Raw genomic sequence first — 26,433 nt, forward strand, 5'->3', positions numbered from 1 at the left:
AAATTTATGTTTAGCCTTCCTTAAAATCCTTTTGCCATTCTTTGCCATTTACAGAATTCATAAAGGACTTTTACTACCAGAAAAGACCTTTTTACTCGTTCTCATATCCGCATATCTCGGATCCGGGATATAATCTTCCTTTTTCATTTTCACCACCTCTATGCTTAAAAAGTCGAATTCGCTCACCACCTTCCCATAAAATCGATAAACACCCCTACCCCTAAAAGAATACTTAGCAGCTACGGGCGGAAACAGCACCGTATCGAAAACAGTTCCCTGCTGATCTACGAGGGTAGCAAAGTGCATACGCTTACCTGTGTAGGTACTCGTATTCTTGACCGTAACCAAATACCCATAAATATCTATATATCCATTTATATATTGTTTTAAATCCTTGCTCCCGTTTTTGTTTTTTGGAGCCTCCTCCAATAATTCGAACGGACTGCACAAACAAAACCCCAATAGCTCCAATTGGGTAAAGGCATTTTCCAGCTCACTGGTATGCAATTGGGGAATTTTGAAATTTTGATGTACGGCTGGAAAAAGCTTGGGATGCTCAAATTTTGTTCCCTTATTCAAAAATAAATGGGCTTTCCATAGTAATTGATGTTTGTTTACACCCGTAAACCGAAATGCGTCAATACGTATTAGAATACCCACTTGTTCTATAGATATAAGTACGCGGTCCAAGAAATCCTCTAAGGAAACGAATTTTCCCGCTTTCATTCTTTCTTTTAGGATACGTTCCGCTACACGGCTTTCCAATTCCCGCAGATAGCCCAGCCCCAGATAAATAGACTTGCCATAAATAGCATTGTTGTTGTTGCTTTTATTAACACACGGAGGATGAATGGTTGCCCCCAGCATACGGGCTTCATGAACGTAAAATTCCGTACGGTAAAAGCCACCGCCATTGTTGAGAACGGCCACCATATATTCCAACGGATAATACGCCCTTAAGAATAGGGTTTGGTAGCTCTCTACCGCATATGAAGCGGAATGCCCCTTTGCAAAGGCATAGCCTGCAAAGCTGGCGATTTGCTCCCACACTTCAAAGATGATACTATCGGGTTCTCCTTTTTTACGGCAATTTTCAATAAACTTTAAACGTACTTTTTCAAATTCTTCCCGGGAACGGAATTTTCCGCTCATTCCCCGTCGTAAAACATCGGCTTCGCCCAAATCCAAGTCGGCAAAATAATGGGCCACTTTAATTACATCCTCTTGATATACCATGACCCCATAAGTATCCGGCATAATATTTAACATTACCGGGTGGGCTTTTTTTTCGGTTCTGCCCTTTTCCCGATGTCGTAATATATATTCCCGCATCATGCCGCTTTTGGCAACGCCTGGACGGATGATGGAACTCGCAGCGACAAGTCCTAAATAATTATCTACTTCCAGCTTCTTCAAAAGCATACGCATAGCAGGGGATTCCACATAAAAACACCCCATACACTGAGCCGTTTTTATTAGATTATTGATTCTTGGGTCCTTTTTGAATTTTTTGACATCGTGGATGTCAAAACTGGAACTATCTGGCCTATTATATCCAATAATTTCCAGGGACTCCTTGATTTTTGCCAACCCCCTTTGGCCAAGGATATCAAATTTATAAAGTCCCACGTCTTCCGCAATGACCATATCAAAATGGGTAGTAGGAAAACCCTTGGGGGGCAAGTGGGTAGCCGAAAACCAATGTAACGGCTTTTCAGTAATGAGAATACCCCCTGCATGAATGCTCAAATAGTTGGGCATTCCCATAATCAATCGACCATATTTTAACACCAGCCGGGTAACCTCATCAAGGTTCGACGGATCATATTTCCCCTCGGAAAGTAAATCTATTTCGTTCTTAGGGAGCCCGAACACCTTGCCCAATTCTCGAACAACCCCTCTTTCCTTAAAAGTAACATAGGTACCCAAAAGGGCTACATTCTTAAACCGCTTAAAAATGTATTGTGTCATCGCTGGACGATCCCAATGGGAAAAATCAATATCAAAATCGGGGGGATTGGTACGGTATAGATTTATGAACCGTTCAAAATAAAGATCTAGTTCCATGGGGTCCACGTCCGTAATCCGTAATAAATAAGCGACAATACTATTTGCCCCGCTTCCCCTACCCACATAAAAGAAACCCTGCTTTCGTGCATAGGAGACAATATCGCAATTGATTAAAAAATAGGAAACAAAGCCTTTTTTCTTAATCAGCCCCAATTCCTTGTCCAAGCGCTCTAGGACACCCTCCCCTCCATCCGGATAGCGATAGGGCAAACCTTCTTGACATAATCTTTCGATCATTAAATTATCTTCCTCCTTGGTACCTGTATAGGTTCGAAGATTTTGGGATTCCTTTTTCTCGGAAAAATCAAAATAAATGGAACAGGTATTTAAAAGTCGTTCTGTATTCTCTAAAATAAAAGGATACTCGGAGAAGGCGGCCGCTAAATTTTGAATAGGGTACATTTTTTCATCCTCATTACCTTCCTCCGTTTTGTCCAACTTGCTTAACAGCACATTTTTATCGATGGCCCTTAATAATCGGTGTGCATTAAAATCGTTCTTATGCCTAAAGGTTACGGGTTGCTGGACTACCAACTTATTTTTAAGTCCTTTTATTCTTGAAAATGGTAGTTTCCGTAAGTCGGCAATCGATATTCCTATAAATTCATTTTCTTTGAAATGTAACATTTCATTGAGCAAAACCTTTTCAAAAGGATAAACCACATAGGCATTTTGAAATTCCGGAGCATTGGACGGTAACTTTTTTTCTTCATGAAGGTATTCCGATAAAAAGTCGTTAAGCTCCAAATAACCTTCATTGTTTTTGGCAATACCTATAAAACATTGGTCCACACCGTTCCTAAAATCAACACCTAGGATGGGGGTCACATTAAACTCTGGAGCCTTACGCACAAAGTTAAGTGCAGCCGAAGTGTTGTTAATGTCCGTCAATACTAGCCGGGACACCTTATTTTCCTGGGCAAGGGACAAGAGTTCCTTTTCGGAAAAAGTACCGAATCTAAGGCTATAATATGTATGACAGTTTAAGTACATTGGAGTGAAATCACAAATTTCATTGTTTCCGATGTGCCAGTACGATTGGTGGTCGGCCATCGAACGGATTATGCATACGCCCAATGGTATTCTTTCCCATAGCAGAGGCGCGGACTACACTTTTATCGCCATAACGATTCCGAATATGGTCCATGGCATGGTAAAGATTCAATATCTCCTCGGTATCCTCGAATAGATTGATTTGATAATTACCTGACACCAGATGACTGAACCGAATCCCTATCAACCTTACCAATAACCTTCTATTGTACAGTGCCTTGAACAGTTCCAAAATTTTGGGAATAAGGATATGATCGGCACTCGTATAGGGAATCCGTACTTGTTTGGAATAGGTGTTAAAATCGGAATAACGGAGTTTCACCGTAATGCAGGCCGTTAATTTCTCTCCCCTGCGAAGTTGGTAGGCTAAGTTTTCGGTCATGGCGATAAGGATACCCTTTAACTTTACTACATCTATAGTGTCCCGATCAAACGTACGCTCCGTTGAAATAGATTTGCGCTCGCAAAAAGGAACTACGGGGGAATGGTCTATGCCATTGGCCCTTTTCCAAATTACCCTTCCATTCTTCCCCAATACCCTTTGCATAACATCCATGGGCATTTCTTGTATGGTCCGTACTTTTCGTAGCCCCAGGTTACGCAATGTTTGATAGGTCTTATCCCCGACCATAGGAATTTTCTTTATGGAGAGTGGGGCCAAAAAAGGCTTTTCCAATCCATAATCTATCTTCAATTGGTTATTGGGCTTGGCTTCGTTGGTGGCTACTTTGGAAACTACTTTGTTTACCGAAAGACCAAATGAAATGGGCAGCCCAGTCTCCTTTATAATCCTATGCCGTAATTCGGAAGCATATTTATAGGCGCCAAAAAAACGGTCCATTCCCGTAAGATCTGCATAGAACTCATCGATACTGGATTTTTCAAAAAGAGGAACACTTTCCTTGACGATATCGGTCACCACATCCGAAAATTGGCTATAGGTCCCTGCATTCCCCTTGATCTGTATGGCTTCGGGACAAAGTTCCTTCGCCATTTTCATAGGCATCCCGGAATGCACCCCATATCCACGGGTCTCATAACTACACGCAGCTACTACCCCACGGTCACTAAGTCCACCCACAAGAATTGGTTTTTTTAGCAACTTACTGTCGAGCTTTCGCTCTACGGACACAAAAAAAGTATCGAGATCTAAATGTAAAATAGTTTTGTCCATCATCAATCAAAAAAGGAAGACTAAATTATGGAATAAATCCATATTATTGGAAATATTCCATAATATATTTTAAAATATAGTATTTGGAATATTGCTACTTTTAAAATTCAATTCAATTTGAACATAAAACGATGATAAAATCTATACCTAACCTTTTAAAAGTTTATTTGTTGATAGGATTTGTTTGCCTAGTGAGCTGCAAAGAAAAAAAGGAGGATGAAGATAAAACCACCAAAGAGTCCGCTAAAGAAGAATGGGTCTCCATTTTCAACGGTAAGGACCTCAACGGATGGACCATGAAAATCAACGGATATCCCTTAGACGAAAACTTTGGCAATACTTTTAGAGTAGAAGACAGCATTCTGAAAATACGGTATGATGCCTACGGACCTGAATTTGGCGAGCGCTTTGGTGCGCTTTTCTATGATAAGGAATTGTCCGATTACCGATTAAAAGTAGAATATCGATTTGTGGGCGAAACCGCTGCCGGTGCTCCCGAATGGGGCTATAGGGACAGCGGGGTACAGATACATACCCAACCCCCCAATACCGTTCAACTGAACCAAGGCTTCCCCATTTGTCTGGAATACAACTTACACGGCGGTAATGGAACCGAGGATCGACCACTAGGTGCTATTTGCGGTATTGGAATGAAAGTAGAAATAGACGGAAAGCGAAGTGACCTGTTCTGTAATCCTGCAAAAGTGGCCAAAACCTTCCATGGAGATCAATGGGTAACCATTGAAATTGATGTACAAGACGGAAAAGTGAAGCATTTTGTAAACGGCGAGGAAATCATGAGCTACGCCAACCCCGTGTACGATCCAGAAAATGAATTTGCAAGGGCTTTTATCAAAGAAGGTGATTCCACGGTAAACAGCGGATATATTTCCCTACAATCCAATAGCCACCCTATCGATTTTAGAAAAATAGAATTATTACCCTATAACTAGCCCAAAAACTAAAACCATGAACGTATTGGTTTCCTTAAACTTTCCTTCCTTGGGGATAGAAATGTTAAAAAAAGAAGGGTTTGAGGTCACCGTGTGGACCCAAGACCTCCCCATGACCAGGGAACAACTACTCCAGACCACCCAAGAGCACGATGTGCTGTTATCATCAAGTATTTATACATTGGATGCCGATTTTCTGGAACAGAACAAACATTTAAAGTTGATTTCACAGTTCGCTGTAGGATACAATAATATCGACTTAAAAAAGGCAGCAGAACTGGGAATACCCGTTACCAATACACCAAACGCCATGACCGATGCTACCGCCGATATCGCTTTTGGGCTTTTGTTGGCCGTCTCCAGGAAAATGTTCTACATGCATAAAAAAATCATATCCGGGGATTGGGGACATTTTAGGCCAAAGGCCAATTTAGGCATGGAACTAAAGGGAAAAACAGTAGGGATATTCGGGATGGGACGAATTGGAAGTGCGTTCGCCAAGCGTTGTCACGGGGCCTATGACATGAAAGTCATCTACCATAACAGAACACCAAACCCCTCAGTTGAAAAAGAGCTAAATGCCAACTACGTATCCTTTAATGAATTATTGGAGCAAAGCGATGTCCTATCTATACACGCAAACCTTTCAGAAGAAACAAAAGGATTATTTAATGCCGCCGCCTTTTCCAAAATGAAACCTTCTGCCATTTTTATAAATACCGCCAGAGGAGGGCTTCATGATGAAGAAAATCTAATTAAAGCATTGCAAAACAAAACCATTTGGGGTGCGGGTCTGGATGTTACCAATCCCGAGCCAATGAAAAAGGACAACCCCTTGCTAACTATGGAAAATGTTGCTGTGACCCCCCACATAGGTTCTGCGACCATAGAGGCCCGCAACGAAATGTCACGATTGGCGGCTTTAAACATCATTCAATTTTCAAGGGGGGAGCCATTAACCAACTTGGTTAGCCCGGAAATATAAAATCTGCTCTGCCCCAATATTTTCTAGGGCCGGAAAATACGTTTTAAACTTCAATCTCAACCTTATCCCCTGTTTTCGCCGCCTTAAAAATCGCATCAATGATTTTCATATCCTTCACCCCTTCTTCTCCATCAACGGGTACAATAGGTTGTTTATCATTGAATATTAATTCGGACATACCATCCATTTGCAGGGTTTGATGCGTTACATGGGGCTGATCAAGCTCTCCCTTATGTGTACGCCCTTCTATTGGGCCGTACCCTGTGGAGGGTTTCATCTCCATCCAACCTTTGGAACCCGTCATGAAAAAACGATCCAAATTATTCATATTATAGGTAGATAGGCAATTGGCAACAGCGCCACTAGGAAAACCCATTTGAAACTGTATGGTCTCATCCACTCCTTCCTTAAATTTAACCGGGTCGGTTTTTGTTTCCTGGGCGGTCACCCAAATAGGGTCTTCACCCAAAACATATCTAGCACCATTAATGGAATAAATTCCTATATCCATCATGGCACCACCACCAGCAAGTTCCTTGTTTAATCGCCATTGTGTAGGGTCACCGATGACAAAACCTGATTGCCCCTGAAAAAACTTTGGCTGACCGAATTCCCCGTCCTTGCGCATTTGGATGACATGAACCGTTTTAGGTTCAAAATGCATCCTGTAACCTATTAGTAATTTTACATTTGCAGCTTTACAGGCATCCACCATTTTCTGGCCTTCCTCGGCATTCACCCCCATAGGCTTTTCGCAGATTACATGTTTACCTGCCTTCGCCACTCGAATAGTCTGTTCGCAATGAAGTCCATTTGGCGTAATTACATATACTGCATCTATATCACTATTATCCTTTATGGCATCAAAATTTTCATAATTGTAACAATTCTTTTCCGGGATATTATACTTACGTTGCCAATTTTTAATTTTTGAGGGAGTGCCGCTTATTACGCCCACCAATTTGGCTTTTTTGCAATCCAACATAGCTTCCGCGACCCTAGTTCCATAGCTGCCCAACCCCATAATAGCGACTCTTAAAATGGGACCCTCATAATAATCATCAGGTGAGGCGAATAGTTTTGTAGGGTTACTCAATAACGAAACCCCAATCGATGAAACTGCAATATTTTCTATAAATTTTCTTCTTGAACTCATTGTTAAATAGATTTTATATGCTTCCTATAAAAATAGTGTTTTCAACACACAATTGGGTAGTATACCTTAATCATTCAATTTTTAGACATAGAAAAATATCAGTTTTCATCATACCCACGGCTATAAACCCAACATTTTAATGTAAATAGCGTTATAATTGTAATCCCATGCTTTATTGGCTTTATTAAAATGAAAAGAAATTCATTTATTTTGCATTTTAACCCTCCTATGAAATCCCCCGTAATACCTATTATTCTTTGTTTGATGCTCAAACTTGGTTTTTCGCAAGAAAAATCAAACATTCAGATTACAGACCCGGCTCAGGGTACCATTTGGAACATTCCACAAAAGGTTACTTTGGAGTGGAATACCAAAAATATTGACACAGAAAAATCGATCCGTTTTTTCCTGGTAAGAAATGAAATGGTAGTACAGGAGCTAGGATCCTTTAAGAATTCGGGTACAGCGAATGGAATTGAACTAGCCAAGAACATTGGTTCTGGAGACCAATATCAAGTAGTGGGTATAGAGTTATTTCCTGATGATAAATTCAATATTGCAAAATTCGTTACACCCTTCTTTTCCATTACCAACAAGGCATCCGATGAACGGAAAAAAAAGCATCAGATGGCAGAAAAAGCTAAAAGAGGCCTTACAAAAAAAGAAAAGAAAAGAAATAGGAAAGCAAAGAAGGAACCGGTTCAGGCTCTAAGCACTGGACCCACCAAGGAAAGCCTCAAGCCCGAACCTTCCATAAGGGAACAGTTCGATGGTCGAAAAATTTCCTATACCGAAGAACTATCGTTCAGCAATGAAAACATAACAATTAAAATTTGGGACCACGGAAGACAGGATGGGGACATTGTATCCATATACCTAAACGGTTCCCCGGTAGTCTCCAAACACTATCTGACCTATTACAAGCGCGAATTTAAGGTGAAGCTGAATCCGAATAAATCCAATGATTTGTTCCTCTATGCGCACAACTTGGGCGATGCCCCTCCAAACACGGTTTCCGTGGAAATTTCGGATGGATCAAAATCCGAAAACTTAATTTTGAACTCGGACCTTCAGAGTTGTGAAGCCGTTATGATCAGTGTAAACAAGTAACTACCTTGATAGAAGGTATACTTTATTAAATCTATATTACGTTAGGCATTCTAATTTAGGTTCCTGCAAACTTTTTCTCCTTCCGTTCCAAAACAGCAAGTTCAATAATTTCAGACTATCCCATTTACAAATAGTTGTATGCAATTTTGGGAATCAAAAAATGTATATTTAAGGCATATTCTTTCTAAAAAAGCAATCATGAAGCACACTATTTGTCGTGAGAAGTATTTCACTGAAATTAAAGGAACACTGAGGTTTCTAATTTTACTGTTCGGAGCATTGACAACTACTGCGATGTATTCACAACAAAACAAGGACTCACTTGATATCATTGAACTTCTTGAAAAAGAGGGACTCACGTGGCGTTTAGGTGACAAGGAAAGACATTCCGAATGTTGGAAAGCTACCCCAAATGGTATCATGGTCATGTCCACAGCGGATGGCAATGTAATAAACATCCCCGTTGAGATGGTAATAGACCCTTCTCCCAATATGATCGGGAATGGTGGATTCGCATTTCACTTCAACCATAAAATGAATATAGGAGAAAATAAGGCGTGGGTAGGTCATGATGAAGTTTCCGTTGATACCTTGGGAAAGGAAACACTTTCTTATGAAGTGCGGTTCTTGAATAAATCAAATGATCGATGGAAGCTTGTTGGCCAATCCATGCATTTTTATAAGCATCCACCCGAAAACAAAATAGACACCACCAGTTACATACAAACGGTGGACATAGAAACCGGACGAATAGAAACCGTGTTACGTATTAACGAACATTTTGAGGCACCCAACTGGCATCCGGACGGTTATTTAATCGTAAACAGTAAGGGCAAACTATACACCTTAGATCTTAAAACAAAAAAATTAAACTTACTTGATACCGGTTTTGCAAACCAGTGCAACAATGATCATGGTATTTCGCCAGATAACAAGTGGTTGGCCATAAGCCACAATGATAAAGACAATCCTTCCTCCAAATCTTATAAATCGGCCATCTTCATCATGCCGATAAATGGCGGGGAACCAAAGCGTATAACGGCTAACGTACCCTCATATTGGCATGGTTGGTCCCCTAACGGGAAAACTTTGGCTTATTGTGCTGAACGTAACGGTAATTATGATGTATATACCATTGGGATCAATGGCGGAAAGGAAAAAAGACTCACCACTGCGGAGGGGTTGGACGACGGTCCTGAATATTCCCCGGATGGAAAATATATCTACTTTAATTCCTACAGATCGGGACACATGCAAATTTGGAGGATGACGGCAAATGGAAAAAAACCTGAACAGCTAACTTTTGACGAGAATTCCAATTGGTTCCCGCACCCTTCCCCGGATGGTAAATGGATTGCCTACATAGCCTATACCTCCGACCAAAAACAAAGTCACCTCTTCGGAAAACAGGTCAAAATCAGACTTATGGACGTGGAAACCAAGGTGATTCGTGATATCACTCCCGTTTTCTTTGGGGGCCAAGGAACCATCAACGTACCCTCTTGGAGTCCGGATAGTAAAAAGTTGGCTTTTGTGAGCTATTCCGTGAATTAATGGCATTACTTTAAATTAAAAAACCTCAACATGTTGTGGTTTTTAGATATACTCGAGGTGGGAATCGATTTGGTATTCTATTAACGAAGTTTCCCAATTAATTATGCATTAGGACGATGTTTTTAAAATAGAGTTTTAAACTTTTAACGCGGACATCGATAAAAAATTCACCATGAAGGAAGCGCAACAGATTTAATAAACCCTATTTGAACCGGAGATACACAGATAGTAACTTTGCAGCATCAAATCGCTTAATAATAAGTAATATAAATTGTTAAAACTTAAGTAGGAAAGTATTCACCTTTGGTTTAAACATTTTTCCTTTTGGATACTATTCGGAGTTTTTCCCAGTAGAGCAACATGTTCTTTATATATTCGGAAAAGTTCTCAATATCGTAGGGCTTGGTAACAAACGCATTAGCGTGATTTTGATACGCATAGTTGATATCCTTCAAATCACTGGATGTTGTTAAAATTACAACAGGTACATCAGCGTAGCTTGAATCAGCCTTTAAAAATTTCAATATCTGTCTACCATCAGGGCTCGGTATATTAAGGTCCAACAAAATTAGGTCGAATAAACCAATACTATCCCTTTGCGAAATATCCTTAATCTTTTTAAGGGCCATTTCACCATTGGTTGCCGTTTCTAAATGATACGCAAGATCTAATTCGTCGATAGCTTCCTGTATAATAAAGAGATCAGCTAGATTGTCCTCTACCAAAAGTATATTCATAGTTTATTACATAATGTAATAAAAATACTACAAAATAATCGAAGTCAGTAATCTAAATCTGTCAGTTTATTGAGTTTTTCTTTGTTAAAAATAGAACATTCCTTACCTTCTATTTGAGTATACGGTATTTCCCAAAATATTTAATCCAAATTATGGAACAATTACAGTTGACCAATATCTTTCTAGAACAAAGTAAAGTTCCATTTTGGATTATTGACCTTGAGTTTCAATTGCTTTATTCCAATAAAGCATACCAAGGCCTCACGAAAGTAGTGCCTGGGTTGACAAATAAACTGAACGAGTCGATATTTATCGAAGACGTTGGCAAAGAAGATGTTGAGAAGTGGGCAGCCTATTATAAAAGGGCTTTTAAAGGAGCATCTTTTGAAGCAGAAAATCACTATTATAATTCTGAGTTAAAAGAAACACAATATGGCCAAACAACTTTTGAACCTTTAAAAAACGAAGAGAACAAGATTTATGCGGTTGCTTGTCAATGGAAAAATGTATCGCACATTGTAAACCATAAAAGTGAAGCCAAACAATTAATGGATTCTTCTTTGGATGTATTCTGCACTTTTAATGAGCAGGGTGAGTTTCTTTATGTCAGTGAAGCAGCAAAAGAGCACTGGGGCTATTCCCCTGCGGAATTACTGGGTACACCTTACAGGTCGTTGGTAATTGAGGAGGATTTATCCGCTACAGATTCAATAGATACGACTATAAGGAACGGACAAGAAATTAAATCATTCTCAAATAGGTATCGAAAAAAAGATGGTGGAATTGCTTATAATATCTGGTCATCCAAATGGGACGAGCGTACAAAACGCTTTTACTCCGTGGCAAGGGACGGCAAAGAAAAACTTGAACAAGAAGAAAAGTTACTCAAAAGTGAAAAACGTTTTAAAGCGCTAGTTACAGGGGCATTCGACTTGGTGGCAGTGATAGATATTAAAGGACATTATTTGTACATGAGCCCTTCAATAACTGCCATTGCCGGCATTCCTCCTGAAGTATTTATTGGTAAAAATGCATTTGACTTTGTTCACCCAGATGATAAAAAACAGACAGCAGCCGAACTGGAAAAATCAATAAAAGAGGATAGGGTAATAATGAAACCCTATCGTGCTAAAAACCATAAAAATGAATGGAGATGGGTTGAATCTATACTAACAAATATGTTAGACAACTCAGCGATTAATGGCATTGTTATTAATTCAAGGGATATCACAGAAAAAATTGAACAAGAAGAGAAATTACTTCAAAGTGAAAGACGTTTTAAAGCACTAATTCAGGAGGGTTCCGATTTAATTGGAATTCTGGATACAGATGGCACCTATAGCTATGTGAGTCCAACAAGTAACGCTGTTCTTGGAATATCACCTGAAGAATTTATCGGCAGAAATGCCTTTGAATTTATTCATCCTAATGATGAGCCGAGAGTCTTAGCTGGTCTCCAAAAAGTACCTACAGAAAACAAAGTCACGCTGAAACCTTATCGTTTTTTAAACCACAAAAAAGAATGGCGTTGGGTAGAAACCGTGCTGACGAATATGTTAGACAACCCATCTGTGAAGGGTATCGTTGCAAATTCGAGGGATGTTACAGATAGAATTGAGCAAGAAGAACGAATTGTTCAAACTGAGAAAAGATTCGAGACACTGATTCAAAATAGTATGGACTGTATTGTTATTCTTTCACCAGAGGGTGAAACTAACTTTGTATCTGAGGCTATTAAAAATATTCTAGGTTACACCCCATCTGAAATAATGAAAATGGATATCTGGGAGTTGATTCATCCCGAAGATATTAAAGGCTCCCAGGCCGCATTGGCAAAATCCTTTAAGCAACCAGGAGTTTCTATAGAGGGTTTTACAGCAAGATTAAAGCACAAAGATGGTTCCTGGAGGTGGGTTGAACCTGTTGTGACTAATTTGGTTCATGATCCTTCGATAAGAGGCATTGTAGATGTTTTTAGAGACGTAACAAAGCGAAAAACAGAAGAACTTGAAAAAGACCTCATCAACCGAATTAGCGATATTTTCAACCAAAACACCCACAATGAGTTAACCACATGCCTATCATCTGTTTGCGAACAAGTAGTTCATTTTGATAATTTTAGTTTTGCTGAAATATGGTTGCCAACTTTTGACAGTAAAAAGCTTAACCGCGCAGCAAGTTACACCGGTAGTAAGGCAGGCAAGCAGTTTTTTAAGGAATCCAAAAAATTAAACGCTGTAGGCATAAAAGAAGGCTTGTCAGATCAAGTTTTGAAAAATAGAGAAACAGTTATTTGGGAATCCGTTGATGAAGAATGGCATTTATTCAAGAGAAAAGCTGCAGCAGAAAAGGCAGGGATTAAATCGCTTATTGCTATACCATTAATGCACAATGACAATCTATTAGGTGGCCTTTTGATAGGGACAGAAAAAGCCAAATCTGCCCTTTCTATGAATTTAGATTTGTTTCTAAAATTAGAGTCAACCATTGGGTCTGAGCTAAGCAGAAAGAAAACAGAAGTTGAGCTATCTCAAATTTTCAATTTCACACCTGATATGATTTGTGTGGCAGGTTTTGATGGTTATATTAAGCAAATCAATCCGGCGGGGTTAGCGTTATTGGGGTATTCATTGGAGGAGATCCGCTCTCGTCCAATAAAGTCATTTGTACATGAGGAAGATAAATCGCTCACAGAAGAAAATCAAAACAAACTATACAATGGCAAAGACCTAGACAGTTTTGAAAATCGATATATTACCAAAGCGGGCAAAGTCATTTGGTTGAGCTGGACTGCAACTTCTTTACCAGAGCAAGGTATTATTTATGCGGTTGCCAAAGACATCACTGAAGAAAAAAACCTTAGAGAATTGAACCGGCATGTTGGGCTGCTGGCCAAAATTGGAAGCTGGGAGGTAGATCTGGTTAAACAAACTGTATTTTGGTCAGATGAGGTCCATAAAATTTACGAAACAGACCCAAATTCATTCGTTCCCACTGTGGACAATGCAATTGATTTTTACAGAGAAGATTTTCGCCAATTTGCGCTGTCAAGTTTTGAAAAATGCATAGAAACTGGAGAGTCCTATGAAATTGAAGCGGTTATTGTCACTTGTAGTAATAAGGAGCGATGGGTGCGCACTACAGCAAAAGCCGAATTTATTGATGGTGCGTGTGTAAGAGTCTATGGTAGTTTTCAAGATATAAACGAGCGCAAGCAAGCAGAAAATAGGCTACAATCTCTGGCTGACAATATACCTGGAATAATTTACAATTATGCTATTTATCCAGATGGAACAGATGCATTATTGCATGTATCTGGAGATGTTGAAAAAATTTGGGGTTTTACGGCTGATCAAGTTATAGAAAACTCAAAACTAATATGGGACCAAATCAAATTGGGAGGCGATTTTGAAGAAGTTCAAGCAAGTGTTCAAAAGTCTATCCAAACAAAATCAAAGTGGATAAGTCGTTCAAAATATGTATCTCCAACAGGTGAAGTTCGTAACCTTTTAGGTTTTGGCAGTCCTAGTTTTTTAGCAGATGGCACCATTCTATTTAACTCTATTATTCTTGACAATACGCAACAGGCTAAAAACGAAGAGTTATTAACATCAACAGGAAAACTAGCCAAAATTGGAGGTTGGGAGGTTGATCTTATTAATAATTCTGTATACTGGACAAAAGAGACCCACTTAATTCATAAGACAGACCCTAACTTTTTTATACCAACCTTTGAGGGCGCAATTAACTTTTATAGAGAAGACTTTCATGATCTGGTAAGGTCTAATGTTGAAGAATGTATAAGAACTGGAGATCCCTATAAAATAGAAGCTGTTTTAATTACTGCAAATAAAAAGGAATTGTGGGTTAGAAGTAATGCTAGTGCAGAATTCATTAACGGTGTATGTACGCGTATTTATGGTAGTATTCAAGATATTCATGAGCAAAAGACTGCAGCTCTAGAATTAGAAAGAAGTATAAAAGCTTTGGGAGATTATAAATATTCACTGGACCAATCTGCCATTATCGCTTTCACAGACCAGAAAGGGGTGATAACTTCTGTCAACGATAATTTTTGTGAAATATCGGGCTACAGCAAAAAAGAGCTTCTTGGAAAAACTCATCGTATTATTAACGCTAGCTACCATCCTGCAAGCTTTTTTAAAGAGTTATGGAAAACAATAGCCTCAGGAAAAGTATGGCGTGGAGAAGTTAAAAATAAAGCAAAGAATGGCTCCTATTACTGGGTGGATACGACCATAACACCTTTTTTAAATGATAAAAACAAACCCGTACAATATTTGGCCATTCGTTTTGATATCACAGAACGAAAAAAAGCAGAAGATGAAAAAGCTAGATTTCAAGAAACGCTAGAAAACAGCTTGAACGAAATTTACATGTTCGACTCCAAAACCTTTAAATTCGGTTATGTCAACAAAGGAGCGATGCTCAACCTTGGTTATACAAAGCAAGAATTACATGATCTAACTCCATTAGATATAAAACCTGAGTACACAGAAGAGTCCTTTAACCAATTAGTTTCTCCTTTATTAAGTCATGAAAAAGAGAAGGTAATATTTTTTACCGAACATAAGCGTAAAGATGGTAGCCTTTATCCTGTAGAGGTCCACTTGAAATTAGTTGAGGAAGCCGACTATAGTAACTTCATTGCTATAATTTTAGATATTACCGAAAGAAAAAAAGCCGAAGAAGATTTAATTGCTTCCTCAGAAAGATTACGTCTTGCAACCAAAACTGGAAATATTGGCATATGGGATTGGGATGTGGTAAATGACCACCTTATTTGGGACGATACCATGTACGATATTTTTGATGTTGAAGAAAACGAATTTCAAGGTGCATTTGAAGCTTGGGAAGCCAAAATTCATCCTGATGATGTTGATGAAGCTAATGAGGAATTACAAAATGCATTAAAAGGCCTTTCCAAATTTAACGCAGAATTTCGAGTGGTTAGGCATGATAAGTCAATTAGATATGTTGCAGGAGAAGCTATCGTAATAAGAGATGAGGTTTCAGGAAACCCTATTAGAATGATAGGTACTAACATAGATATTACCGAAAGAAAAAAAGCTGAAAAAGAAAATAGGTTCAAAGCTAATTTATTAAGCATGGTTAGGCAGGGGGCAATAGCAACCAACCTAGAGGGGGAAGTTAACTACTGGAACAAAGGCGCCGAGATTATGTATGGTTGGAAAGCTGAAGAAGCTTTGGGGAAGAATATCATGCAACTTACCACTCTGGAAAATAATGAAGAAGAGGCCCGGAAAATAATGGAAATGCTGAAGAAGGGGGAGTCCTGGTCGGGCAATTTTGAAGTACAGAAAAAGGATGGCACAAATTTTACAGTCAAGATTACCAATTCTCCAATCTATGATGGGAAGAAAAATTTGAGGGGTATTATTGGTATTTCAACAGACATTACACAAGAAATTAAAAACAGGGAGTTACTAAAGCAGTATACTAAAGAACTTGAGCGCTCTAATGAAGAGTTGGAACAATTTGCATTTGTCACCTCCCACGATTTACAGGAACCATTGCGAATGATTTCTGGCTTTATGGATCAATTAAAAAGAAAGTACGAAGACCAACTGGACGATAAAGCGCTTCAATATATTTACTTCGCCACCGATGGTGCTAAACGCATGAAAAACATCATTTTAGATTTACTTGACTATTCTAGGGCCAGTAAACCCTCTGATGATCTTGAAGAAGTAAACTTAAATGAAGTCATAACCAGCTACGAACAATTAAGAAGAAAAGTTATAGCAGAAAGTTCAACGATCATAAAATCGGAAGAATTACCATCTATAGTAACGTACAATGCCGTAGTGACTCAAATCTTTCATGGATTGCTGGATAATTCCATTAAATATGCCAGAGAAGGAATTGCACCTGTTATAGAAATTAAATCTCAGGAAAAGGAAAATGAATGGAAGTTTTCAGTAACCGATAATGGAATAGGGATAGATGCTCAATTTTATGATAAAATCTTTGTTATTTTCCAAAGATTACATAATCGAGAAAGTTATGCCGGAACAGGAATTGGTCTTGCTATCGTTAAAAGGTGTGTTGAATTTTTAGATGGAAAAATATGGCTGACATCAACAGTTGGTGAGGGCACAACGTTTTTCTTTACCATAGCAAAAAATAGAAAACATAAAATACAGAAAAATGAAATTAGCTAATATTCTTTTGGTGGAGGATAATGAAGGAGATATTCTCCTTACCCTGGAAGCTTTTGAAGAAAGCCAAGTAAAAACAGAAATCAATGTTGCAAGAAATGGACAAGAAGCTCTTGATTATCTATACAAAAAAGGGGATTACACAGAAGTAAAAAAACCTGATTTGATTCTATTGGATATAAACATCCCAGTATTTAATGGGCATGAAGTATTAAAAAAAATAAAAGGCGACCCAATACTCAAAAAAATTCCCGTAATAATGTTGACCACCTCCTCAAATGAAAAGGATATTGAAAAAGCTTATGAAAACCACACCAACAGTTATGTAAGAAAGCCACTTAATATGGAGGATTTTTTAAAGGCAATTCTAAAAATTGAAGAATTTTGGTTGCAGATAACTACCCTAACCAAATAGGAAAATGCATAACGTTTTTAAACACAATGAACCAATCACCGTGTTAGTGGTTGAAGATAATGATGGTGACTTTATACTTGTTGAAGATTATTTGCATGAAAAATTCAAGAATATAGCGCTTAAACGCAGCAAGGATTTTAAGGAAACAGTTTTAGCTATTAAACAAAATAAATCAACCCTTTCTGCTATTCTTTTAGATACACATTTACATGATGGGAACGGTCTAGATCTTATAAAAAAAGTTCTTGACGCTGCAAACGATATTCCCATACTAATCTTAACAGGTTATTCAGATGTGTCTATTGCTCAATTAAGCCTTCAATTGGGTGTGTATGATTTTTTGGTGAAAGATGAGTTAAATCCAAATTTGCTACATAAAAGCATAGATTTTGCGATAAACAGGAGACAATTCATTTCGCAAATTGAAAGTGAACGTTCAAACTTTGAAAATCTTTTCAATTTCAGTCCCCAACCTATGTGGCTTTTAAATGCAGATGATTATACAATTTTAAACGCAAATTTATCGGCAATTGAAAAGTATGGATATACTTTAAAGGAGTATAAGAAAAAGTCCTATTTCGAATTACATCCAAAAGAGGAGTCCGAAAACATATCGAAACGCCTCTCAAATCATCATTTAGAAGTAGTAAACAATAATTTTACCCATTGTTTAAAGAGTGGTGAACAAATAAAAGTTGATTTTTATTGCAAAAAAGTTAAAGGAGAAACAGACGGTATGGAGAGAATCATCGTTCAATCCAATGATGTAACTGAAAAATTGAATCATATAAAGACCATAGAAATCCAAAATGAAAAACTAATGAATATAGCTTGGACACAATCTCATGAAGTACGGGCACCACTAGCAAGAATTTTAGGTATTATCGAGGTGATTGAGAATATAGATTTAGAAATGGAAGAATTACCATTTTGGCTGAAAAAACTAAAAATATCTTCAAAAGAATTGGATGAAATAATACATACCATTGTAGAGCAAACCCAAACATTAAATTTTAAGGATTAAAAGTACCGCTTACATATCTTTTAAAGATTAGGTATGATTGCCATGGAAATATTTGGTAGAATTATTATTTTTCTATTTTAGATTTGGGTAAACTCATCTTGTTTCTTCTTAAATGGAATAAACGTTCAAAGAGCTCTTTTAATAGGGTTTTGCAGCAGTTCCTCTATTTTTTCTATTTTTAATGGTTTAGTTACAAAATCCATAATATATTGTGGAAAGGTTTTGGCTATTGCCTTATCCTTTTTGTTTATAGAAGAAGTTACAATAACAACATCTATATTGGTGGTAAATTTTTCCAAAACCATACATTCTAGGAACTGGAAACCATTAATTTCTGGCATATTAATGTCCAAAAGAACTAGAATTGGGTTCTCACCTTTTTCATGTATTCGTAAATGATTCAAAGCTTTTACTGGATTAGTAAATGAGACGACCATATCCTCCAATCCCAACTTTTTAAGCATCATAAGATGCATTAGATTTACCAATTCCACGTCATCAATCAAGTAGATTTTAGAATACATAATTCCTATCTTTAACTTCCCTTTTATTTAAAGTTAATACTATTGAATTGCATTGCCAGTTTTTGTTGTGAATCTTTCATTTAAGTATATGAAATGCCTAGAATCCGATGTCATAATTTAATCATAGCCATGTTCTAAATATTGATGCTGCCCTTACTCAATCATGAAAGTGTTTAGCGGAATTCTTTCCAATTAAGTTTGTCAAAAAAATTGAAAAGCTTAAATTTCTTTTCTACGTAATGAAGGGTTTTATGTGCCAAAAGCCTCCAAATTATGAATATTAATGAGCGTGATCTACGAACAAAAGTTAAATGTGCACATGTTGTACCTGAGCAACAAAAAAGGCCTCAACATTTCTGTTGAGGCCTTAAGTACTCGAGGTGGGAATCGAACCCACACTCCAAAGGAACTGGATTTTGAATCCAGCGCGTCTACCAGTTCCGCCACTCGAGCTTATAAAATAGGACTGCAAAACTAAAAAATATTTTCTTTACCACATCAAAAATTTAAACAATAATACTTTAGCAAGACAAATTAATTTCTAAATTTGCACCTCCTTAGAAAACAGGGACTTCCAAGTTTTTCTTTTCGGGGATAATGATACAACAAGACAAGTCATGCCATATAGAGTTCCAGAACCTAAATTTTTTGCCTGTACCCAAAGTACGATTTTAGGTAAGAAAATTGCAAAAGCATACGGTGTGGATTTGGGCAATGTCATATTTTCCCGTTACAGTGATGGGGAATTTCAACCTTCTTTTGAAGAGTCTATAAGAGGTGCAAGAATATTTATTATTGGTTCTACGCACCCCGGTCCGGAAAACCTGATGGAAATGTTGTTGATGATTGATGGTGCCAAAAGAGCCTCTGCCCGTCATATTACTGCGGTTATGCCTTATTTTGGTTGGGCAAGACAAGACAGAAAAGACAAACCTAGGGTTCCCATTGCCGCCAAATTGGTTGCTAAAATGTTGGAAACCGCAGGTGCAACGAGAATCATCACCATGGATTTACATGCGGACCAGATTCAAGGCTTTTTTGAAAAACCTGTCGACCACTTGTTTGCCTCAACCCTGTTTCTTCCCTATTTAAGAAATCTTGGATTGGACAATTTAACCATTGCCTCACCGGATATGGGAGGGTCAAAACGAGCATATGCCTATTCGAAAGCACTGGATAGTGATGTGGTAGTCTGCTATAAACAGCGAGCTAAAGCCAATATTATTTCCCACATGGAGCTCATTGGTGATGTTCAAGGAAAAAATGTAGTGTTGGTAGATGATATGGTAGATACCGCCGGTACCTTGACAAAGGCTGCGGACCTAATGATGGAAAGAGGGGCAATCAGTGTAAGGGCCATAGCGACCCATGGATTGTTATCGGGGGATGCTTATGAAAAAATAGAAGATTCTCAATTAACGGAATTAATCATTACAGATTCCATTCCTATAGAGATAAAAAGCGATAAAGTACGAGTACTTAGCTGTGCAGATCTGTTTGCGGATGTAATGCATAAAGTACACAATAACAACTCCATATCCTCCAAATTTTTAATGTAGGTAAAGCATTGACACAAAGGAGAAATGGCAATTTTGAATTATTAATTTTTAATATATACAATGAAGTCAATTACAATTAAAGGATCAGAAAGAGAAAGCGTGGGCAAAAAGTCAACAAAGGCCCTACGTAATGCTGGAAAGGTACCTTGCGTAGTATACGGAGGGGATAAGCCATTGCACTTTTCAGCAGATGAACTAGCGTTCAGAGACTTGGTTTACACTCCAAATGCACATACAGTTGCAATTGAATTGGACAATGGAACTAAGGTAAGAGCCGTTATGCAGGATATTCAGTTTCACCCTGTAACGGATAACATTTTGCACATCGATTTCTATCAATTATTTGAGGACAAACCGGTAACCATGAACATTCCTGTTCGGTTGCAAGGGAACTCTCCCGGAGTTAGAAACGGTGGACGTCTATTGTTCAGAAAAAGAAAATTGGCTATCAAAGCATTACCGGATAAATTACCGGATTTCTTTGACGTGGATATTTCTAAACTTAAAATTGGACAGAATATCGCAGTTGAAAGTTTATTGAATGATGATTTTACTATTTTGCATCCCGACTCTACAGCAGTAGTACAAGTTAAAACAGCTCGTGCCGCAATTGTTACGGATGAGGAAGATGAAGAAGGTCTGGAAGGAGAAGAAGGGGCAGAAGCTAGTTCAGAAGGAGCGGAGGCACCGGCTGAAGAAGCGGCTCAAGAATAGTTCTGGGAAATTAAAGGAAAAAGCACTCCGGTTTAATTATCGGGGTGCTTTTGTATTTTTAAGGAATCGTTGCTGTTTGTAGTATGTTTAAATTTCTGAAAAATTTACTGGGTTTTGAAGAACCCATTTTAGAAGAGGTTGACCCTATGAAGAAATATTTAATAGTCGGTTTGGGTAATATCGGAGATGAATATGCCGAGACGCGACACAATATCGGTTTTAAAATTCTGGATGCCTTAGCAGATCAAAGAGCACTGGATTTTAAAACCCAAAAACTGGGCGAGGTAGCAATCCACAAACTAAAAGGACGCAGTATTGTCTGCCTTAAACCATCAACCTATATGAATTTGAGCGGAAAGGCTGTTCGCTATTGGCTGGAAAAAGAAAAAATCCCTGTTCAAAATCTACTAGTTATTACCGATGATATTAATCTTCCTTATGGAACTTTAAGGGTAAAGACCAAAGGAAGCCATGGAGGCCACAATGGGCTAAAGGACATCCAACACGTATTGCAAACTACCCAATATAACAGGTTCAGGTTTGGTGTTGGTGCTGATTTTGGTAAGGGAAGACAAGTAGAATATGTATTGGGAACGTGGAATGAGGAGGAAAATTCCAAATTAAAGGGGCGCCTTGAAAAATCTGTTGAAATTATAGAATCATTTGTACTATCTGGAGTGGCCCGTACCATGAACCAATTTAATGGTACTTAAACAAATTATAGCACACTAAAGGTATAAACGCCGGAATTTGTTGCATTACCTTCTGCATCCTTGGTAATTACGTTCCAGTAATACGTTGTACCGGATACGACCGAAACTTTTAAGGAGGAAGAACTATTGGATAGGGTAGCCTCCAAATCCGTGGGTGGATTTTGTTCCGAAAAATAGACTTCGATACTTTCAATATCATTATCCAAATCCGAAGCAGACCAAGATAAGGTAACCTCGTTATTGATGTCCTTAAAGACTTTTTCGGACATATTCGGAGTAAGGATTTCAGCTGGAAATGGGGCAAAAGTCGTTCTTGATCCAGAATTATAAAAACTCCATGTTTCACTTGAAATAGTATTGTCTACCTGATTGTTTCTAGATCGGACCAACCAAGAATAGGGCTGGCCTTTTAATAGTGGTAAACTAGAGGTCGTATTTGGCGTTGAAATGGTCTGTACGGTATTCGTATTTATATTGGTAACCCTTAATTCATAACTATCCGTATTATCGGACCTCTGCCATCTAAAGGTTACTCTACTGGTAGTGGCATCTTGATCCACACCCGTTGTACATTCAGAATTCTTATCCGGAAACAACAATTGTGCTTGTTCGGGAGGTTTTGGGTCGTCCTTTTTTTTACAACCAAATACTGCAAAAAAGCAAATAAAAAGTACTACGGTGCGCATCATCTTTTTATAATCTTAGTTGTTTTCCTTACTCCTTTGTTAGTAAACTGAAGATAATACATTCCAGTTGACAACATACTTAAATTATATTCCTTGGAAATTAAATCATCTTCTATTTTATCTGTTTTAAGTAATCTACCATCGGAACTAAATAGACTAACGGATGCCTTTTGTGTTGGAGTATCAAAATAAAGTTGTATGATATCCACAAAGGGGTTTGGAAAGACTACCGGACCGTTTGAAAGGATAATTTCCTCTTCATAAATTCCTTGACAGGGAATATCTGTATACACTTTTAAGAAGTTAATACCCGAAGATAAATCCAATATTATTTTATGATCTCCCGTGTAAATGGTATTACCATTGAGTTCCACATAATATCCTTTGGCGCCTTCCATGTCAACTTGAACCTGGGAGGACTGCAAAGAGACCTTTGAAGTTACATTAAGGGGCTCAGGCTCCGATATAACCACCTCCAAACAAAAGGGTTCGTAGGTGATAGTCCCGTCTGTTCCATTAATACAAATAGAATATATACCCGCGCTTAAACCCGTTAAATTGAAACTATTTGTGAAATTGTCAGTAACATTTGTGCCATTTCCATTTACGGTAATCTCATAATCCAAGAATACTTTTGGCACAATTCTAATGGAACCATCGTCCTTGTCCCTACAGGTTTCACTCTCTAGACTTACATTGAAATTCTCCTGTGAAAATCTATAAATGGCACAACCAAATTCATCAACTTCCTGTCCCAAAGGCGTATTAAGGCATAAATCCTCCCCATCATCAAAAACACCGTCCTGATCATCATCCGGCCTAAAATCGCCCTCTACACAAACTTCTAAAGAAAAATTATTTAACCTTCCACCATCAGAGGCGGCATTATCCTGTATTTCCAAAGTCCACTCCCCTAAAATTGACTCCCCATAAAATGAACTTAAAGTCCCTATAGGTCTTACCGTGCCGGTAATTGCCGGTGTTCCTGAACATGTAAACGTTTCGGCCGCTTCATCATCGAATATTGCATTAATATCGGAGTTATCCCCACAGGCGCTTGAAACCAGCACCACCGTTGTTCCGGCTGGCGATGTTAGGCTGATAACTAAATCCGACAAGTAGGTATGTTCAACATCTAAATTCACATTAATATCCGCCAAGTTCAAATCCTGATAAAAGAAAATCTTCGAAGTGATGGTGGGTGTACCCACAGGTGAAATTGAAACGGGCAGGTTGCTACTTGCCTTGTTGGTACAATTAAACTGGATTGTTGTAAAACTAAAAGGTACCCCAAATGTGCCCTCTCCACAACTATTTAAGGGTTTTACTCTCCAAAAATATTGTGTCTCATTCGATAAGTTGGCCGGTGAATACGAATTGCTGTCTACAGTATTGGACTCAACGATATCCATGAAATTGGTATCAGTGGCAATTTCAACGTCATATGAGGTACTTACCAAATCGCCCTCCCATTCCAATAGGACATCCTTGGACACATCCAAACTTCCATCCGTAGGGTTTGTAAGAACAACTTCAGAAAAATTGGTATCAAAGACGTTGAGCTGTAAAGTAACACTCTTAGTTGAGGATATCGAAGTAGCAACCACATCTATAGAATAGCTGCCAATAGCTAAATTTTCCGTACCTGAAAAAGTAATAGCTATAGGTGTGTTGGAAACGGAAACCGTATCCTGCGAAAAAACAGCCGTTAAGCCTAATGGAAGCCCAGCAGCGCTAAGTGTACTCTGTTCCGTAAAATCCAAATACGTCTCATAGTTGAAGTTAACAACCAGATCGTTCGGTTTACATATCTCATAGTTTAAATCGTCAAAATTCAACACCACTTCTGATTCCTCAATGGAAAAATCCGTAGTATTTACAGCAAAGAAAACATTATCCGATGCCTTTATCATGAATCTTCCAGAATCCGTACTAAATCCCCCTGGGATAACAACGGCATGACTTCCATCATTAACAACATTTTGGGCAATCAAATTAGGGAAAGTTATTCCACCATCAACAGAAAGAAAAATATCCACCGTTTCGGATGCTATGGGAAGCAAGTTGGTGTTTGCTACATCCCAAGTAATAGTCTCCGCTTCACCTGCAGTAAAAGTAGCCTCAGTATCTTGAGAGGTTACCGCAAAAGGTCCAGCCTCATTTGTAACCGTTACCGTGACCTCATCCGAAGCTGATTGCCCACCATTTAAAACGTTATCACGTACCGTTAACGAAAAATTTAAATCTCGTTGTACATTGGAAACCGTTTCCCATACGCCACCTTCAACAGGTGTGGATTGTGTGAGATTCCCAGAAATGACTCGACTTAACCTTGGAAAATAACGTTCAGGTGAAATGGAAGGCGGTAACGAACGGAACATAGCTCCAGTAGGGTTATTTGGGCCAAAAGTCGCCTGTGTCACAATTCCATTGTCTATCTGTTCCCAATCGTAAGTCAACACATCTGTAGTATCCGGATCGGTTGCATCCCCTTGTAGAACAAAAGCCGTTCCCACAGGTATGGTATAGTTATTAACCGGGTTTAATATTGGAGCATTATTGGTTAAAACTATAGTTTCGCCACAACTTATCGTCTGCAAATAGTCACGAATTTGCACAATACTCACGTAATGAAAATAATCATCGGAATTAGGGGCAACATCATTAGCCCCAGTAATTCCTGCGTATCCCATTATCGTAGTTCCACTTCCTGGTTCTACTTGGACCAAGGTGCCTTCCGATAAATGAGAGAAAGTATGGTTAGCACCAAATTGATGTCCCATTTCATGAGCTACTAGGTCAATATCGAATTGATCTCCTTGAGGAGATGATAAAGTTGTGTAAGCACTTCCCTTTTTATTATCCTGACAAACAGAACCAATAAAACCAGAGTTCCCATCCAAAGTATTATCTTCTTGATTAAACAAGTGACCGATATCATAATTCTCTTCTCCTATAACATTGGTCAATGTGTTTTGAGTTTGTGAACTCAGCCCCCCGGAGAATGGATCTGTATCCGGAGAAGTGTAAATAACTTGATCTGTGGTCGCAATTAACTCCAAGGTTACCCCGAGGTCCCTTTCAAAAACACCGTTTACCCTGGTTAGCGTGGCATTTATTGCAGCAAGTGCATCAGCGATGGTTCCCCCATGAAATAGAGTGTATTCTCCAGAAGCAGCAATAGCTACTCTAAATTTTCTTAGGCTTTGGTCGTCCACTAATTTTGCAGTTGAAGGGATAGTTTGTGGTGCTGAGGCCTGTGGATTGGTTTTACAAATGAAATCTAATTTTTTAGTATTATGATCCTTACCATTATATACCAAATAATCTCCGCTCACTCCTTTTTCCATAAAAACCGTGCCTTGCTTGGTAGGGTCCAGCACCATCGTCTGTACACCTTTGGGTGAAACACTAAAAAATATTGTTTTCTGATGTGGACCTAAACTTCTACCTCGATACGATTTTATATTCGGATATTTTTTTGAAAGCTCTGGCGCAAATAATTTGGACTCCTCAACACGGTATGCAATCTGAGCACCATCCTCATCCGGAAAATAGACAATTTTCGAAGTCTTGTTACTAATGGAAACCCGTGAAAGGGCTGCTTTTAAAGCATTTTCGTCTAAGCTAAAGGCCCGGGCATCTTGCAAATCCAATTGTCTTAAGGTGGTTTGGCGATCCAGGGTACTAAGCCCAACACTTTGCCAGTATTTGGTCTGCGCAAACCCATAAAAGGAAAGAAATGCTATGGTAATTGAAAAAACAAGACGTAATTTAGCAATCATTGAGAGGCTTTTATCTCC

The 26,433-nt window shown here is 38.5% G+C and carries 17 protein-coding genes and 1 tRNA gene; 10 read left to right on the top strand and 8 right to left on the bottom strand.

What is annotated here, in order from left to right:
- Positions 1-57: 57 nt before the first annotated feature.
- Both PP182_RS02600 and dinB read right to left on the bottom strand, forming a co-directional pair.
- A complete protein-coding gene (locus PP182_RS02600; protein ID WP_272649980.1) occupies positions 58-3,063 on the bottom strand; it encodes a DNA polymerase III subunit alpha in 3,006 nt (1,001 codons plus the stop codon).
- Between the two features lie 19 nt (positions 3,064-3,082).
- The gene (dinB, locus tag PP182_RS02605; RefSeq protein ID WP_272649981.1) at positions 3,083-4,297 is read right to left on the bottom strand and encodes a DNA polymerase IV; all 1,215 of its coding nucleotides are present in this window, start codon (positions 4,295-4,297) and stop codon (positions 3,083-3,085) included.
- Between the two features lie 131 nt (positions 4,298-4,428).
- Here dinB and PP182_RS02610 point away from each other — a divergent pair, with 131 nt between their 5' ends.
- Positions 4,429-5,250 carry a 3-keto-disaccharide hydrolase gene (locus PP182_RS02610; protein WP_272649771.1) on the top strand — a complete coding sequence of 274 codons (822 nt, stop codon included), beginning with the start codon at positions 4,429-4,431 and terminating at the stop codon, positions 5,248-5,250.
- A 16-nt stretch (positions 5,251-5,266) separates the two neighbouring features.
- The gene (locus PP182_RS02615; protein WP_272649772.1) at positions 5,267-6,235 is read left to right on the top strand and encodes a 2-hydroxyacid dehydrogenase; all 969 of its coding nucleotides are present in this window, start codon (positions 5,267-5,269) and stop codon (positions 6,233-6,235) included.
- A gap of 43 nt (positions 6,236-6,278) precedes the next feature.
- Here the strand turns inward: PP182_RS02615 and PP182_RS02620 are convergent, their stop codons facing one another.
- A complete protein-coding gene (locus PP182_RS02620) occupies positions 6,279-7,391 on the bottom strand; it encodes a Gfo/Idh/MocA family protein (RefSeq protein ID WP_272649773.1) in 1,113 nt (370 codons plus the stop codon).
- Positions 7,392-7,619: 228 nt separating this feature from the next.
- Between PP182_RS02620 and PP182_RS02625 the strand changes: the two genes are divergently transcribed.
- A complete protein-coding gene (locus tag PP182_RS02625) occupies positions 7,620-8,501 on the top strand; it encodes a hypothetical protein (protein ID WP_272649774.1) in 882 nt (293 codons plus the stop codon).
- Between the two features lie 198 nt (positions 8,502-8,699).
- Positions 8,700-10,055, top strand: a complete 1,356-nt coding sequence (locus PP182_RS02630; protein ID WP_272649775.1) for a TolB family protein — start codon at positions 8,700-8,702, stop codon at positions 10,053-10,055.
- Between the two features lie 308 nt (positions 10,056-10,363).
- Here PP182_RS02630 and PP182_RS02635 read toward each other — a convergent pair whose 3' ends face one another.
- Positions 10,364-10,792: a response regulator gene (locus PP182_RS02635; RefSeq protein ID WP_272649776.1), complete on the bottom strand. Its 429-nt coding sequence runs from the start codon at positions 10,790-10,792 to the stop codon at positions 10,364-10,366.
- Between the two features lie 152 nt (positions 10,793-10,944).
- Between PP182_RS02635 and PP182_RS02640 the strand changes: the two genes are divergently transcribed.
- From PP182_RS02640 to PP182_RS02650, 3 genes are read left to right on the top strand one after another with little or no spacing between them, the layout of a single operon-like run.
- Entirely contained in the window at positions 10,945-16,998 is a 6,054-nt protein-coding gene (locus PP182_RS02640; protein ID WP_272649777.1) for a PAS domain S-box protein, read from the top strand.
- Positions 16,985-17,410 carry a response regulator gene (locus PP182_RS02645; RefSeq protein WP_272649778.1) on the top strand — a complete coding sequence of 142 codons (426 nt, stop codon included), beginning with the start codon at positions 16,985-16,987 and terminating at the stop codon, positions 17,408-17,410. Before PP182_RS02640 ends, PP182_RS02645 begins: the two co-directional genes overlap by 14 nt.
- 4 nt (positions 17,411-17,414) lie before the next feature.
- Positions 17,415-18,434: a response regulator gene (locus PP182_RS02650; protein ID WP_272649779.1), complete on the top strand. Its 1,020-nt coding sequence runs from the start codon at positions 17,415-17,417 to the stop codon at positions 18,432-18,434.
- Positions 18,435-18,559: 125 nt separating this feature from the next.
- Here PP182_RS02650 and PP182_RS02655 read toward each other — a convergent pair whose 3' ends face one another.
- Together PP182_RS02655 and PP182_RS02660 are read right to left on the bottom strand one after the other, a co-directional pair.
- On the bottom strand, positions 18,560-18,958 hold the full coding sequence (locus PP182_RS02655) for a response regulator (RefSeq protein WP_272649780.1): 399 nt from the start codon (positions 18,956-18,958) through the stop codon (positions 18,560-18,562).
- A gap of 372 nt (positions 18,959-19,330) precedes the next feature.
- Positions 19,331-19,411, bottom strand: a tRNA-Leu gene (locus PP182_RS02660).
- Positions 19,412-19,575: 164 nt separating this feature from the next.
- Between PP182_RS02660 and PP182_RS02665 the strand changes: the two genes are divergently transcribed.
- The 3 genes from PP182_RS02665 (at position 19,576) to pth (ending at position 21,944) form a co-directional block, all read left to right on the top strand.
- A complete protein-coding gene (locus PP182_RS02665; protein ID WP_272649781.1) occupies positions 19,576-20,517 on the top strand; it encodes a ribose-phosphate pyrophosphokinase in 942 nt (313 codons plus the stop codon).
- Between the two features lie 60 nt (positions 20,518-20,577).
- Positions 20,578-21,231 carry a 50S ribosomal protein L25/general stress protein Ctc gene (locus PP182_RS02670; protein WP_272649782.1) on the top strand — a complete coding sequence of 218 codons (654 nt, stop codon included), beginning with the start codon at positions 20,578-20,580 and terminating at the stop codon, positions 21,229-21,231.
- Between the two features lie 83 nt (positions 21,232-21,314).
- Positions 21,315-21,944 (top strand): aminoacyl-tRNA hydrolase, encoded by a 630-nt coding sequence (gene pth, locus PP182_RS02675; protein WP_272649783.1) that lies wholly within the window; start codon positions 21,315-21,317, stop codon positions 21,942-21,944.
- A gap of 5 nt (positions 21,945-21,949) precedes the next feature.
- Here the strand turns inward: pth and PP182_RS02680 are convergent, their stop codons facing one another.
- Positions 21,950-22,633: a hypothetical protein gene (locus PP182_RS02680; protein ID WP_272649784.1), complete on the bottom strand. Its 684-nt coding sequence runs from the start codon at positions 22,631-22,633 to the stop codon at positions 21,950-21,952.
- Positions 22,630-26,415, bottom strand: a complete 3,786-nt coding sequence (locus tag PP182_RS02685; protein WP_272649785.1) for a reprolysin-like metallopeptidase — start codon at positions 26,413-26,415, stop codon at positions 22,630-22,632. Before PP182_RS02685 ends, PP182_RS02680 begins: the two co-directional genes overlap by 4 nt.
- Between the last annotated feature and the right edge of the window lie 18 nt (positions 26,416-26,433).

This window comes from Maribacter sp. PR1 (assembly GCF_028464145.1).
GTDB lineage: Bacteria > Bacteroidota > Bacteroidia > Flavobacteriales > Flavobacteriaceae > Maribacter.